A 14,253-nucleotide genomic window follows, 5' to 3' on the forward strand; every position below is an offset into this window, starting at 1 on the left:
CACGTGCTGTATGGTGGTATGGTGGGGGTTCGGGGGCAGCTTCGCCACCCCTGAAATTTCTTTTTGAGATGCCCTGCACGACTTCGCCGGGCAGGGCATCTCAAAAAAAGAACGCGATCAAACGATAGTATAACACTGGAGCCAGGCGTACGCCGAGGTGGGCGGGGGCGGAAGCGCGGGGTGGCGTCAGCCGCGCGCCACGCGCAGGATCGTCACGCCGTCGTGCTGGTACACAGTCACAAAGCCGGCCGAGGCCGGGAACGACGCCGGGGTGAGCGGGCCGGCCTGCGAGCCGAGAAACACATAGCCGATGCGCTCGCGGTCGATCATGGCGTAGAGCTGCTGCTCCTGGCCGGGCCGAAAATTCGCCACGAGCTGGTTGCGCTCGCGGGCGACGCGCACATACTCGGGCGCGGCGTAGTCGTAGATCACCGGCGGCGCGCTGGTCCAGCGGCCGGCCAGCGGCAGCAGCCACCAGCCGCCATCGCTGCCGCGCCCGGTGCCAAGCCAGCCGGCGGTGTTGATCAGAAAGCGCGCGTCGGGCGGGGTATGCTCGGCGGCCCAGCCGACCGCCGCAAGATCTCCCGCGCTGGCAAGCGTCGTGCTGGGGTTCACCACATCGCGCAGCTGCCAGGCGCCCCAGCCGGCCAGCGCGGCCAGCGCCAGCGCGGCCAGCGCGCGCGCGCCGCGCCGCCGCAGGGCCGGGGCGTCCCACAGCCAGGCCGCGCCCGCGCCGATCAGCAGGCCGAGCGGCAGAAACAGGCTGATCACCAGCGCCTCGTTGGTGATCAGCGAGAGGAATGGCAGCCGCGCCAGCCAGGGGTTGAGCGCCAGCAGCGCCAGGGCGGCCGCCAGCGCGGGCCAGCGCCGGCGGCGCACGGCCCAGGCCAGCAGCACGGCGCCCAGCGCCGGCGCGATATACAGCGCCAGCCAGGGGTTAGCCGCCACGATCAGTGCGGCCAGCCAACCCAGCAGCACTACCACAGCCGCCTGGCGCCGCGCCAGGCCCCACAGCGCGGCCAGCAGCGCCAGCGCAATCAACATGCGGTTCTGGCCAGCCCACAGCAGGTTCGGGTCGAGCGCGTTGAACGCGCCGCCGCCCAGCAGCGGCAGCGCCGAGGCCCCCGGCGCGGGCAGCAGCTTGCCGCGCGCCAGCACCAGCATCCACGGCGCGCTCAGCCCCAGCGCGCCCAGGCCGGCCGCCAGCGCCGCCGGCACGCCCGCGCGCAGGGCGGCGCGGTCGGCGCGCAGCAGCCACGCGCCGCCGCTCACCAGCATAAACAGCAGCGCAACCACCAGCACAATGAAATGGATCAGGCTCAGCCCGGCCAGCAGCAGCGCCAGAGCGGCGGCGCGGCGCCACGACGGCGCGCGCAGCAGCTCGAGCCAGCACGCCAGCAGCGGCGCCAGCAGCAGCAGCCCGCTGAGCTGGGTGTAGCGCCCCCAGCTCACATAGTACGCCGGCATGATCGAGATCAGGCCGACCACAATCGCCGCCGCGACTCCCGCGACCGGGCGGCGCCACAGGTACGCCGCCAGCCCCGCCGCCGCCAGCGCGTGCAGGCCATTCAGCGCCTGGCCGCTCCACAGCATCGCCACGGGCAGGCCGGCCCCCGAAAGGCGCATGAGCGTGGCGACGAACACGTGGTAGCCCCAGTGGTACGGCAGCTGCGCGATCGGCAGGTAGGGCCGCAGGTCAAGCGGCGCCATCCCGCGCTCGGCCGCCACGCGGATCAGCAGCGCGTGGTGGATCGAGTCGACCCAGTTGGGCAGCACCAGGCCGCGGATCTGCATGAAGCGCGTCCAGAACGTGAGCGCAAGCACAGCCAGCAGCGCGAGCGCCGGCTGCAGCCCATGCGCCGGCCAGCCGCGCTCGCGCCATAGCTGCCACAGCGCGCCGAGGCCACACGCCAGCGCCAGCGCCGCGAGGGCCGGCAGTGCGAGCGCAACGCCCAGCGCGGTGGCCCACTCGTACAGCAGCGCGATCACGCTCAGGCTGAGCCCGAGCCAGAGGGAGGGCAGCAGAAAGGGCGGCGAAGCAGGGAAGGGGCGCAGCCAACGCTCGATCAGCAGGCCGGGCGCAAACAGCAGCAGCGGCAGCAGCGCCAGCAGGCGGCCGGAAGGGCCGCCGAACCAGGCTGCGGCGGCGCAGCACAGCGCCACAAGCAGCACGCAGCGCTGCCACGTCAGTGCGCGCGTCATGCTGGTGCGATTGCGGGCAGAGGAGCGAGATACTCGGCGGGCGCGCCGGGGGTGGGAAGCGCGAGGGGCAGGAGCTGTGCGGCGTGTATCATTCGCAGATCCGGCGCTAGCGGCGATCGTCGACGTAGCGATACACCTGCTTGCGCTCTTGCGCCTGCTCGTCGGTCAAGTCGGGGCGCTGCTGCTCTTTGGCGCGGGCCTCGGCTAGCAGGCGCTCGAGGAAGCCGCTGCCGCCGGTAGCGTCGGCGGGCGTCGGCGGCAAGCGCAGCGGCGGCTCGCCAGCGCGCGCGGGGGGCGTCACCAGCGTGGGGTGCGGCGCGAAATGCGGCGGCTGGATGAGCACCAGGCCCTGCTCGACCAGCGCCATCAGCGCCAGGCAGGTATCGAGCATCACCAGGTTGAGAAACGCCGAGATCTCCTGCACCGAGCGGTGGCCGTCGATCGCCGAGAGCACCGGCCACACCGTCTCGTTAATGTGGATCTGGCCCTGCACCGGCGCGCCCGAAAGCTGCGGCACGTGCTCGAGCGTCGGCACAAACTGGCGCACCCGCAGCCACTTGCTGGCCAGGTCGGAGCCCTGGTCGAGCAGATCCCACGGGTCGGTCCAGAGCGTCGACTCGGCGGTGGCTTTATCGGCGACGAAGCGGAACAGCGCATCGCGCTGCTCGAACAGCACGCCAAGCGCCTCGACGCCCACGCGCTCGCCCACCGCGGCGTGGTATGGGCGGCCATCGCTAAAGAACACCTGGCCGATCTGACTGCCGGCGCCTACCTCGAGCACGCCCGTGACCGAGCTATACATGATCATCTCGATCAGCTCGCGCAGCGGAAATTTGTCGAGTGTGCCTTCGAGTTGCACGTCCGGCGCTCCTTCGTCGATATTACTACCATCGTACCATAGGTCGGGGGCCGTCGCAATACGTATCTACTGCAGATGAAGCGATTGAGATACAATCGCCTTGACCGGCCGCCGGGCCAGTGTTACACTCTTGGCGCCTTGCCCAGGGCGAAGCGCCGCCCATCCGGAAGCCCAGCGCGTAGCTTGTGTTATAGATAGGGCTTACGCGGTGTCCTCCCGCGTGGGAGGTTTGGAGGGCTTAGGCCCTCCAAAATCACTCTTTGGCTGGTCGCGGCCACGGCGGTGGCCGCGACCAGCCAAAAAGGAAGTTTTCGGGGGCGGCAAAGCCGCCTCGAACCCCAGCGCGTAAGTCCTGTTATAGAGTAAACGTTCGCCGGGCGCGATTTTACTCTGGTTACTAGAGGATACCACCATGCTCATCGTTATGGATGCACACGCCACCGCAGCGCAGATCGCGCACGTCTGCCAGGCGGTCGGCGAGCTCGGCTACAGCGCGCACCCCATGCCCGGCCCCACCCGCACGGCGATCGGCATCACCGGCAACCAGGGGCCAATCGCCGACGCCGGCCGGATCGCGCGGCTTCCCGGCGTGCGCGAGATCATCCGCGTCACCGCGCCATACAAGCTGGTGTCGCGCGAGTTTCGCGAGGCCGACACGGTGGTGCGGCTCGGCGCCGAGCTGGGCGTGGCCACGCCGGCCGAGATCGGCGGCGCGGCCGTCGCGGTGATCGCCGGGCCGTGCACCGTCGAGAGCCGCGAGCAGATGCTCGAAGTGGCGCACGCGGTGCGCCAGGCCGGCGCGGTGATGCTGCGCGGCGGCGCCTACAAGCCGCGCACCTCGCCCTACGCCTTTCAGGGGCTAGGCGCCGAAGGGCTGCAGCTGCTGGCCGAGGCGCGCGAGGCCACCGGCCTGCCGGTGGTAACCGAGATCATGGATACCGAGACGCTGCCGCTAGTGCTGTCGTACGCCGATATGCTCCAGGTCGGCGCGCGCAACATGCAGAACTACCCGCTGCTGCGCGCGGTGGGGCGCAGCGGGCGCCCGGTGCTGCTCAAGCGCGGGTTCGCCGCCACGGTGAAGGATCTGCTGCTGGCGGCCGAGTACATCCTGGCCGAGGGCAACCCGAATGTTGTGCTGTGCGAGCGCGGCATTCGCACATTCGACGACGGCGCGCGCTTCACGCTCGACCTGCACGCCGTGCCGCTGATCAAGCAGCTTTCGCACCTGCCGGTGATCGTCGACCCATCGCACGCGAGCGGCCGGGCCGACCGCGTGGTGCCGCTGGCGCGCGCCGCCGTGGCGGCCGGCGCCGATGGGCTGATCGTCGAGGTGCACCACGCCCCGGCCTTCGCCGCCTGCGACGGCGAGCAGGCGCTCACGCCGCCAACATTCGCCGCCATGATGGGCCAGGTCGAGCGCATCGCCGCTGCGATCGACCGCCCAATCGCCACGCCAGCCGCCGCGCTGGCGCCATAGCAAGGAGGAACCGAGGCCATGAGCGATCTTCGCGCCCAGTTCGAGGCCGCCGCCAAAGCCGCCCAGAGCCTGCCCAAGCGGCCCGACAACACCACCCTGCTGGAGCTGTACGCGCTCTACAAGCAGGCCACCAGCGGCGACGCCGGCGGCAGCCGCCCCGGCTTCACCGACCCGGTCGGCCGCGCCAAGTACGACGCCTGGGCCAAGCTCAAGGGCACACAGGCCGACAAAGCCATGCACGACTATATCGCGCTGGTTGGGCGCTTGAAGTAGCCGCCGCTACGATTGGCGCTGATATTCGACCCGCCGATGGTTGACGAATTGGCCGGCGCCGCGTATATTACAGCAATACATTGCAACTTGCAGGAGCTATGCACCCGCTCGCACGCCACCACATGAAAGCCCGGCAGTCGCCGCTGCTGCCCTCTGCGCCCTTGCGCGGGGGGTTTTTTGTTGCGCCTGACGGCAGCAATTCGCAAAGGAGGAAGCCCTATGACCATCGACTGGAACGATAAGTATGCCCGCGACGGGCTGACATTCGACGACGTGCTGCTGGTACCCGCCGAGTCGCAGGTGCTGCCGTCGGCGGCCGATGTCGGCACGCAGCTCACGCGCAAGATCCGCATGAACATCCCGATCACCAGTTCGGCAATGGATACCGTCACCGAGCAGCGCCTGGCGATCGCCCTGGCGCGCGAGGGCGGGATCGGCTTTATTCACAAAAACATCGCGATCGACGAGCAGGCCGAGATGGTGCGCAAGGTCAAGCGCTCGGAAAGCGGCATGATCACCGACCCGATCACCATGGGCCCCGAGAAAACCGTCGGCGACGCGCTCGACCTGATGTCGGAGTACCGGATCTCGGGCATCCCGATCACCACCGCCGACCGCGAGCTGGTTGGCATTCTGACGAACCGCGACCTGCGCTTCGAGACCGATCGCGGCCGGCCGATCCGCGAGCTGATGACCAGCCAGAACCTGGTGACGGTGGCCGAGGGCACCACGCTCGAGCAGGCCAAGGAGATCCTGCACAAGCACCGGATCGAGAAGCTGCTGGTGGTCGACCGGCGCGGCAAGCTTTCGGGCATGATCACGGTGAAAGACATCATGAAGCAGATCGAGCACCCTAACGCCTGCAAAGACGAGCACGGCCGCCTGCGCGTCGGCGCGGCGATCGGCGCATCGGGCGATTTCCTCGAGCGCGCGGCCACGCTGGTGAAGCTCGGCACCGACGTGCTGGTGATCGATACCGCCCACGGCCACTCGCGGGGCGTGCTCGAGGCCGTGCTGCGCGTGCGCGAGGCCTTCGCCGAGGTGCAGCTAATCGCCGGCAACGTTTCCACCGGCGCGGCGACTGCGGCACTGTGCGAGCGCGGCGTCGACGCGGTGAAGGTTGGGCAGGGCCCGGGCAGCATCTGCACCACCCGCGTGGTGTCGGGCGCGGGCATGCCGCAGATCACCGCCATCAGCGACTGCGCGCGCGTGGCCGAGCGCTTCGGCGTGCCGGTGATCGCCGACGGCGGCATCAAGTACAGCGGCGATATCGCCAAGGCGCTGGCGGCCGGCGCTCACAGCGTGATGATCGGCTCGCTCTTCGCCGGCACCGAGGAAAGCCCCGGCGAGACGATCCTGTACGAGGGGCGCAGCTACAAGAGCTACCGCGGCATGGGCTCGATCGGCGCCATGCAGCGCGGCAGCGGCGATCGCTACTTCCAGAGCGGCGCCACCGGCAAAAAGCTGGTGGCCGAGGGCATCGAGGGCATGGTGCCGTACAAAGGGGCGCTGGGCGATACGATCTTTCAGCTTGTGGGCGGCCTGCGCTCGGGCATGGGCTACGTCGGCGCAAAAGATATCGAGGCGCTGCGGCGCGACGCGCGCTTTATCCGCATCTCGATGGCCGGCCTCGTCGAGAGCCACCCGCACGATGTGACGATCACCAAAGAGGCGCCCAACTACGAGCGCCGCTGAGCGCGACGTGCCGCTAGCTTCACAGTCTACGCCAGCGACCACCGGCCCCTTTGGCCGGTGGTCGCTCGTTGTGCGGCGCCGGGCCTGAGCCCACTATGTTTCAAATAGGCACAAAGGCTCGAAGGCGCAAAGAATACGCGGCTGCAGCGCGCCTTCGAGTTTGACAAGACTTACACGGTCGCATGCGATATGGGCTTTGTTCTGCATGCGGCAGCATAGTACTTCGCTTTCTTTTGTGCTCAGATTTTGGCGCTTTGCGCCAAAATCTGAGCACCAAGATGATACCAACTCCGTTTGATTACTTGTGTTTTTCGGCGGCGCCCGGCAAAGCCGGGCGCCGCACAAGAAAAAGAATGGGCGGCTTCGCCGCCCCCAAACCCCTACCAAAGTGTACGTCATCAAGCGAATTTGGTATGAAAAGTACCGCTCTGCCGAAGGCAAAAACGCGCACCGCGTAAGCCGTGTATTTGAAAAGAATTGGGCCTAGGCCACGCGCTCCTGCGCGCGCAGCCGGCTCGCCAGATGCTGCTCGATCAGGCCGCTGAGGATCTCCAGATCGAAGGGCTTGGGAATAAACCCATCGGCGAGATCGCTACTGCTCGGCTGCCCCGCCGCGCTCATCAGAATGATCGGCACGCTTTTCAGGCCAGGGTGATGCTTCACGGCCCGCGCGAGCTCCAGCCCATTCATGCGCGGCATCATAATATCCGAAATGACCAGCGCCGGCGTCTGCGAGGTGGCGAGCAGCTGCCGCAGCGCCTCCTCGCCATTGGCCGCCGTCATTGGGTGCAGCCCCATATCCTCAATCAGCGAGGCTATCATTTCCACGAGAACCTGCTCGTCGTCAACTATTAATATCCATGCCATAATCGTATGCAGAAAGTATAACTGATTAAACCACTCAAGCCGTATGCACGCCAAACTGCTGGGCGCTACAGGCTTTGACCGCCCACACGCAAGAACCGTTCCACCGGCCTGCGCCGCTGTTTTACGCGTGGCACACTGTTTGCAGAACCACAGCCAACACGCCAGCGACTGGCGACAAAAGGAGGCTGGTATGCCATACACGCAATTGAGCGAACTGCCCGAATCGGTACGTAGGCATCTGCCGAAGCACGCGCAGGAGATCTACCAGGCCGCCTTCAACAGCGCCTGGAATGAGTATGATCAGCCTTCCGAGCGGCGCGAAGGGCGCAGCCGCGAAGAAACCGCCCACGCGGTAGCCTGGAAGGCCGTGGAGCACGCGTATCAGAAGGATCCGCGCACAGGCGAGTGGCAGGCGAAAGGCTAGCGCAGACTGCCGGGGTAGAATGGATTGGCGCGTAGCAGCGCGTCTAATGGGGCGATCATCTACTGATTGCGCAGATGATGATCGTATCTACGCCAACGATTGGCGTGGACTGTGCAACCTGTATCTGATCGCTCTACAAGGAGGTACGGCATTGATCTACGGACACAGCAACGATCGCCCGCCAATGGCGAATATTGGCGCGGCGCCATACGACTGGGGCGAATTCGACCGTCAGCGCCAGCAAGACCGCGCAGTCTGGCGAGCCGGCGCGTTGAGCGTGGTGTTGGCGTTGGCTGGCGCCGTCTGGATGTTCATCCGGGCACGCAGGCGGCCTGCGCGCCTGGCGCGCGCCGAGGCCACGCTGGCGGGCACGGCGAGCCGCGCCGAGCAGGCCGCCCGCACGGTGCGCAAGCACGGCCCTGCCTGGGTCGGGCGCGGCGCCAGCCGCGCCGAGCAGGCCGCCCGCACGGTGCGCAAGCACGGCCCCGCCTGGGTCGAGCGCGGCGGCGCGCAGATCGAGCACTGGGGCCGGATGCTGCGCAAGCGCGGGCCGGGGATGCTGGCCCGCGGGGCAGCCCGTGTCGAGCAGGGCGCGCGGAATGTGCGCAAGCAGGCGCCGGCGCTGGTGGCCCACAGCGCCGGCCGCGCCGAGCAGGCCGCACGCACCGTGCGCAAGCGCGGCCCGGCACGCTTGCGGGCGGGCTACTATCAGACCGAGCAGGCGATCGAGCGCACGCGCGACTTCGGCGCGGAGCTTGGCGCCCAGGCTGGGCAGGCGCTCGACCGATCGCGCGCGGCCGGCGAAACCGTAGCCGGCGCCGCCCAGCGCATCGGGCAGCGCGTGCGCGCGCGCCTGCACAGCGACGAGTAATACTCACTCCGTTTGGCGCTTTCTCTTTTGAGATGCCCTGCCCGGCGACGCCGGGTAGGGCATCTCATCGGGGGCGCCTTCTCCGCCCACGAACCCCCACTCCAAGCAAGTCATCAGCCGGATCCGGGCACACAGCAGCGCCTCAAGCCACAAAAAGGCCGCTGTACAGTACCGAATGCCTATTTTCAATTGCAAAGGATATGATACAATAAGTCAAAGGCTCGCTCGAGCCCTAATCGGCCCACCGCTTCCAAGCGGTTACAACAAAGACGGCTTGTCCCTGTATGACGGTCGCTTGCGTGCTACACGCACGCCAATCACCATGGTGTGGTCTATTGCTATGCCAACATTTCGTAAGGTCCCAACAGAGATTGCTCAGGCGTGGGATGCGCCACCGGCACGCGCGCCGCGCGCCGCCGACGACCGCTACACCTGGGTCGGTCGCCCGGCGATGATTTTCCTTGGCGGCAAACCACGCCCGCTGAGCGAAACGCCGCGCGTCGGCGATGTGCTACGGCTGCGCGCTGCGGCAAACACACCAGCCGATCGCACCACCGGCATCGTGCTCGATGTACGCACGCGCCAGGACGGCATCTGGACGCACGTGCAGCTGGCGATGAACGACACGATGCAGTGGGTGTCGAAAAGCACGATCGCGGCGCATCTGGGGCGGCTGAAAGGGATCACGCGCGTCGATCAGCCAACCAAGATGCTGAACAATCGCGTGCATGGCGGAACGCACGGCTGGTTCGTGCGGATCTACGAGGGCAAGTCGCCACAGCTGGCGCGCACGTTCAGCGATCGTTCGGCGGGCGGCAAGATCGCGGCGCTCAAAGCGGCCCTGGCTTTTCACGCCGCGCACGTCGGCCTCAACCCTGAAGAAGGCATCGCGTTCCCATAGCCCGGCTCGCACGCCTGGCTGGCCACATCTACGCGCCCGGCTTACCGGTACGCGCTTTTTGTTGCGCGCCCACTAACTTCCAGGCCACAGCGCCGCTGGTGCGCCATCCCCCGTTCGAGCGCGTTTGTTTGCGAATGCAGCGCCCGGCGACACCGGGCGCCGCACGGCATTGCGCTCGCGCACATACACACCGCGCGCCAGGCATCTGGCGCGCGGCCGCTGTGATCTGAGTGAGATTGGGGCTGGTGCTGCCGCCAGCCGGCTAGCGCAGGCGCGCCACCGCCGTTGAGATCGCCAGCACCATGTATAGCAGCAGCAGCAGACCGCCGAACAGCGCGAACGGCAGCGTGCCAAGGGCGATCGCCACGCCGATCGTGATCTGCATCGGCCGGCCGCGCTTGAGCTTGGTGACGCGATCGACCACGCGCACGATAAACTCGGCAATCGCCGGGCCGACCATCACGATAATGAAGATGCCGAAGAATCCGAGGCGCCCGACAAACAGCGACAGCAGCAGCGCAACCGCCGCCGAGGCGAGCAGAGCCACCAGGCCGCCGACGATCACGTCGCCGGCCGAAACCTTGTAGTTGCTGGGCCGGCGCGCGCGCCGGTCGTCGGGGCAGAGCTGGCCCACCGACGTCATGGTGGCGCACTCAGCACAGATCGGCCGGCCGCACTGAGTGCAGTGCAGCCCGGTCTCGCGGTCGGGGTGGCGGTAGCAGAACTCCACCGCCGTGGCGGCGGCCGGCTCGGGCGCGCCCAGCAGCGGCGAGGCATCACCCGAGGCGTTGCGCTCGTCGCGGCGGCGCGAGGGCTCGAGCTGCATCCCCTTGGCGATCAGCTGCTCGACATAGCGCAGGCTGGCGGCCGCGTCGGCGTTCTGCGGGTCGAGATCGAGCGCCTTGCGCAGGTACTCGCGCTTCTCGGCCAGGATCGGCACAACGCTGCTGAGGCCAACCCAGGCCTCGACGCTGGTTGGATCGGCCTCGGTGGCGCGGCGGAAGCTGCTGCGCGCAGCCAAGGTGTCGCCAGCCAGCGCGGCGGCGCGGCCCTCTTGCACCAGCTGATGAATGTCGGCGATCGGTAGCTCTGTCATTGTTCGGCTCGGCACTGCGCGCCACACCGGGCAGCGCGCTCGACTGTCTTGGTGTATATTATCACGCGGCAGCCGCAGCAGGCAACCGCTCGCGCGGTTCTATCATCGGGCTCTCATTTTACCCGAGCTACGCGGTGCCCTCCAGCATGGGAGGTTTGGAGGGCTTGCGCCCTCCAAAATCATCTCTTTTTGGCCGCGACCGGCCAAATAATGAATGGGAGTGACGCACGTGCGTGCTTCGGCTTCCTCACGGTACGCGATTGAGCCTGCGGCAGCATGGTACTTGTGCATCTTCTGTATGCGGTTTTCCACGCGGAGCGCGGAAAACCGCACACAATTCTGCCGAAGGCCCATACAGCAAGCGTTCAGCCGAATGTGGTATAAGCCCTAGCGCTATTTGCTCTCGGTTGTATCTTCAGGGTAGGCGCCGACGCGCTTGGCCATGAAGATATCGGGCCGGCCGCGGCCATTGGCGTCGGGCAGCACCCCGACGATCGTAAAGCCGCATTTCCGGTAGAACTCGTAGGGGTGGCCGCGCAGATTGCGGATCGCCGCGATATGCGGCCATACGTCGGGGTATAGGTCGGCGCCGGCGAGCGACGTGCGGTTGGTTTCGTCGTCGGTGCCGAGGAAGAGCGTCTGGATGCCGCGTGCCGCAGCCTGGCGCTCGAGGTCGGCGACGAGCGCCCGGCCGATGCCGCGCCCCTGCAGATCGGGCCGCACCACCAGCGGATGCAGCTCGAGCACGTGGCCACCATACTCTGGGATCCCGCCAACCCAGCCGGCAATCGCGCCGCCGGGCAGGCGCGCGGCGCGGCAGATCCGCCCTGGCGCGAGGGCTTCGCGCACCTCGTCCAGCGCCGAGGCGTGGTCGGGCCAGGCGGCGGGCGCGTGCTCGCGGAAGGCATCGACCAGCAGCGCGGCGGCTTGCGCTACTCCGGCCTGATCGTCGGAGTGTAGGTCGTCAATCGGCAGCATGGCGCACCTCAATCGAGCTTTCGGGCTCTGGGCATGTTTCAAACGTACTTTACAGTGTGGTGGGCGCAGGGGGCGAATCGCTTTGCACAGGCCCTGCCCAAAACGCTCGCAGTTGCCGGGTGATGAAGCGCAAAATGCTTCGTCGCCCGGCACAAAGAAACTCTCTTCTTGGAGGATCGACGCCCCCAAAGCTCCCAAGCTTGTAAAGCTCAGCTGTGGAGCGAGATGACGTCAAGCGGTACGTCGCCATCGCCGAGAAAGCGCGCGATCATCGCCGGGCGGTAGATGCCGCGATGGGTGACGATCGCGCTGATCTGCTCGGGCGCAATTGTGTCGGCGGGCGCGCCTGCCAGCTGCGCCGCGCCGGCGCAGGCCGGGTCGGGCCCGTCGGTGCTGAGGATATAGCACGGCAGGCCAGCACGGCGCGCCCGCGCCACCAGCTCGGCCGCGCCCGGCCCGGCCGCAACGCTGCCGTCGAGCGCCACCTGGGCTGCGGCAACCATGCACACGCTGCATCCCTCGTGCTCGCCTCCGGCCGCAGGCGGCACCAGCCGCGCCGTGATGCCAAGCCGCTCGGCTACGGCCAGCGTCATGCGCGGGGCGACCTGAGCGGGCGTGCCAGCGACGCTCAGGCGTACCTCGCCGCTGCCTTTGGTGGCCAGCAGCCAGCCCAGCGCCGGCCCGGCGTAGCCGCATGTCAGCAGGTGGTCGCCGTCGTCGAGCAGGCCGGCGGCCACGCGCCCGCAGCGCTCGGCGGCGCGGTCGGCACGGCTCAGCGCCGCGCCGGCATATTGGGCCAGCGCGTGCCCGGCGTCTTCGCCCGCAAGAATAGCTGCGTCGGCGTGGGCCAGCGCCGGCTCGAGCAGCCCGGCCAGCCGGCGATCGGCAGGGCGGGCCTGGCGCAGCCACTCGCCGGCCTGGATGATCGCGGCGCGGCGCGCCTCGGAAGGCCGATCGGCCCAGGCGTGCGCCGCGAGCGCCAGCCCGTAGCCGGCCAGAAACGCGGCCACAGCGCTGTCGGCCACTAGCTCGCCGGCCAGCGCGCGCGCGAGCTGCTCGGCAGTGGCGAAGCTGGCCCACTCCAGGCGCCCCGGCAGCTCGCGCCAGTCGAGCGCCGCCAGGCCATACGCGGTGTCGTAGCGCAGCATGCCGGCGTAGCGTAAAATCGCTGGCTGTTCCACAAACGTTCGCTTTCTGATGCCAAGATCGCTTTGCATGCTATCGCGTTCGGGCGGCGCGGCGCTCGAGCCAGAGGTAGCACAGCACGGCAGCCAGCGCCGCCGCCACAAACCCGATCGCCAGGCTGATCTGCATGTCGCGTGCCGCGATCTGCTGTAGCGCCAGCCGCGCGGCGCGCAGATCGCCAGGGGGCGGCCCCTCGAGCCCCGCGCGCAGCGCGCCGCCAACCTGCGCGAGCAGCTGGCGTTGGCGCACCAGCAGCAGCGCGCCACCGATCGCGCGCGCCACCAGGTAGGCCAGCGCGCCCGTGCCCAGCGCTGCGGCCAGGCTCGCGGCCACGCGGCCGAGCCAGGCGCGCGCCGCAGGCTCAAGCCGGGGCATGGTCGCGATCGGCTGCATCGTGCAGCGCCGCGTACACGACGTGGTGCGCAATCGCGCGGAAGCGGCCCCAGTCGCGCCACGACCCGCCGATCTCGGCGTCGGTTTGGTCGGGCAGGCGCGCCAGCGCGTCGGCCTGGGCCGGCAGCTCGGCGGGGGCCAGGAAGCGAAAGCCGGCGATCCGCTCGGCCGGGTCGTTCACGGCCAGCACGCCGCCGATCTCGTCGAGCAGAAACGCGAAGGTGGCGAACCGGCGCGGCGCCAGCGCCGGCATGGCGTACTCGATCACCGCGAGAAACCGGCGCACCGCCACCTCGAGCCCGGTTTCTTCGGCCACCTCGCGCAGCAGCGCCTGGGCGATCTGCTCGCCGTGGTGCACGCCGCCGGTAAGCAGCCGGAACGCCTCGGCGGGGTAGAAGGTCTTGCGCGCGCTGATCAGCGTGCCGTCGGTTCGCCGCACCACCATGCACACCTCGCCATAGCGATCGTCCATGGTCAGCGGGTCGAATGGCGCGCCCGCCAGCGTGGCCTCGACGCGCCTCGGCGCCCCGTAGCGCGCGGCCAGCGCGGCGATCTCGGTTTCGATCTGGTCGGAAAGCATCGCTTTACCTACTGCTGTTGCGCTTCGCGCTCATTATAAAGCAACTTGCGCCGCCGCACAGGCGCTGCCGAGGGGCGAGCTGAGCGTGTAGCCATGCTTGCTAGAGCGGGATGATCAGGTAGCCAGGGCATAGTCTTGCCCCCTCGACTATGGAGAGGGGGCAAGAAGGCGGGTTATCCATACGGCTTTGGTGTACCTTGTGGGACGATTTGGACTTTCCAAGCCCCTTAAAGCCGGCGCCGGCCAGCCCGCGCGCCGAGAAGCGGTCGGCCGACCAGCGCGCCAATGGCCATTACGACGAGTAGCAGGTTGCGCCGTTGGTATAGCTATTGTAGGTGTAGTAGTAGGCGTAGTAGCCGTACAGATACGCGTTATACGCGTAGCTATTGCCTGTGTTCTGGTAATCGGTCAGCGCATAGTTCCAGCCATAGTAGTCGTACATTGCGGCGTTG

The 14,253-nt window shown here is 68.1% G+C and carries 14 protein-coding genes; 6 read left to right on the forward strand and 8 right to left on the reverse strand.

Annotation, left to right across the window (positions count from 1 at the left end):
• Positions 1–186: 186 nt before the first annotated feature.
• Together U0177_RS28680 and U0177_RS28685 are read right to left on the reverse strand one after the other, a co-directional pair.
• Positions 187–2,202 (reverse strand): hypothetical protein, encoded by a 2,016-nt coding sequence (locus tag U0177_RS28680; protein ID WP_409574122.1) that lies wholly within the window; start codon positions 2,200–2,202, stop codon positions 187–189.
• A gap of 106 nt (positions 2,203–2,308) precedes the next feature.
• The gene (locus U0177_RS28685) at positions 2,309–3,061 is read right to left on the reverse strand and encodes a DUF4388 domain-containing protein (protein ID WP_409574123.1); all 753 of its coding nucleotides are present in this window, start codon (positions 3,059–3,061) and stop codon (positions 2,309–2,311) included.
• Between the two features lie 412 nt (positions 3,062–3,473).
• Here U0177_RS28685 and aroF point away from each other — a divergent pair, with 412 nt between their 5' ends.
• From aroF to guaB, 3 genes are all read left to right on the forward strand, one after another.
• On the forward strand, positions 3,474–4,538 hold the full coding sequence (gene aroF, locus U0177_RS28690; protein WP_409574124.1) for a 3-deoxy-7-phosphoheptulonate synthase: 1,065 nt from the start codon (positions 3,474–3,476) through the stop codon (positions 4,536–4,538).
• An 18-nt stretch (positions 4,539–4,556) separates the two neighbouring features.
• Positions 4,557–4,811, forward strand: a complete 255-nt coding sequence (locus U0177_RS28695; protein ID WP_409574125.1) for an acyl-CoA-binding protein — start codon at positions 4,557–4,559, stop codon at positions 4,809–4,811.
• Positions 4,812–5,030: 219 nt separating this feature from the next.
• Positions 5,031–6,506: an IMP dehydrogenase gene (gene guaB, locus U0177_RS28700; RefSeq protein WP_409574126.1), complete on the forward strand. Its 1,476-nt coding sequence runs from the start codon at positions 5,031–5,033 to the stop codon at positions 6,504–6,506.
• Positions 6,507–6,989: 483 nt separating this feature from the next.
• Here guaB and U0177_RS28705 read toward each other — a convergent pair whose 3' ends face one another.
• Positions 6,990–7,373, reverse strand: coding sequence for a response regulator (locus U0177_RS28705; protein ID WP_409574127.1), 384 nt, complete (start codon positions 7,371–7,373; stop codon positions 6,990–6,992).
• Positions 7,374–7,563: 190 nt separating this feature from the next.
• Here U0177_RS28705 and U0177_RS28710 point away from each other — a divergent pair, with 190 nt between their 5' ends.
• The 3 genes from U0177_RS28710 (at position 7,564) to U0177_RS28720 (ending at position 9,569) form a co-directional block, all read left to right on the forward strand.
• Positions 7,564–7,797: a ChaB family protein gene (locus U0177_RS28710; protein WP_409574128.1), complete on the forward strand. Its 234-nt coding sequence runs from the start codon at positions 7,564–7,566 to the stop codon at positions 7,795–7,797.
• Between the two features lie 151 nt (positions 7,798–7,948).
• The gene (locus tag U0177_RS28715) at positions 7,949–8,668 is read left to right on the forward strand and encodes a hypothetical protein (RefSeq protein ID WP_409574129.1); all 720 of its coding nucleotides are present in this window, start codon (positions 7,949–7,951) and stop codon (positions 8,666–8,668) included.
• A 340-nt stretch (positions 8,669–9,008) separates the two neighbouring features.
• Entirely contained in the window at positions 9,009–9,569 is a 561-nt protein-coding gene (locus U0177_RS28720) for a hypothetical protein (protein WP_409574130.1), read from the forward strand.
• Positions 9,570–9,831: 262 nt separating this feature from the next.
• Here U0177_RS28720 and U0177_RS28725 read toward each other — a convergent pair whose 3' ends face one another.
• From U0177_RS28725 to U0177_RS28745, 5 genes are all read right to left on the reverse strand, one after another.
• Positions 9,832–10,665, reverse strand: coding sequence for a hypothetical protein (locus U0177_RS28725; protein WP_409574131.1), 834 nt, complete (start codon positions 10,663–10,665; stop codon positions 9,832–9,834).
• Positions 10,666–11,058: 393 nt separating this feature from the next.
• Positions 11,059–11,643 (reverse strand): GNAT family N-acetyltransferase, encoded by a 585-nt coding sequence (locus U0177_RS28730; protein WP_409574132.1) that lies wholly within the window; start codon positions 11,641–11,643, stop codon positions 11,059–11,061.
• 209 nt (positions 11,644–11,852) lie between these two features.
• On the reverse strand, positions 11,853–12,824 hold the full coding sequence (locus tag U0177_RS28735) for a hypothetical protein (protein ID WP_409574133.1): 972 nt from the start codon (positions 12,822–12,824) through the stop codon (positions 11,853–11,855).
• Between the two features lie 37 nt (positions 12,825–12,861).
• Complete coding sequence (locus tag U0177_RS28740; protein WP_409574134.1) at positions 12,862–13,221, reverse strand: hypothetical protein; 360 nt, start codon at positions 13,219–13,221, stop codon at positions 12,862–12,864.
• Positions 13,190–13,801, reverse strand: a complete 612-nt coding sequence (locus tag U0177_RS28745) for an NUDIX domain-containing protein (RefSeq protein ID WP_409574135.1) — start codon at positions 13,799–13,801, stop codon at positions 13,190–13,192. Before U0177_RS28745 ends, U0177_RS28740 begins: the two co-directional genes overlap by 32 nt.
• Positions 13,802–14,253 lie beyond the last annotated feature (452 nt).

The organism is Kouleothrix sp., from assembly GCF_046328425.1.
In the GTDB taxonomy this organism is placed as follows: domain Bacteria; phylum Chloroflexota; class Chloroflexia; order Chloroflexales; family Roseiflexaceae; genus Kouleothrix.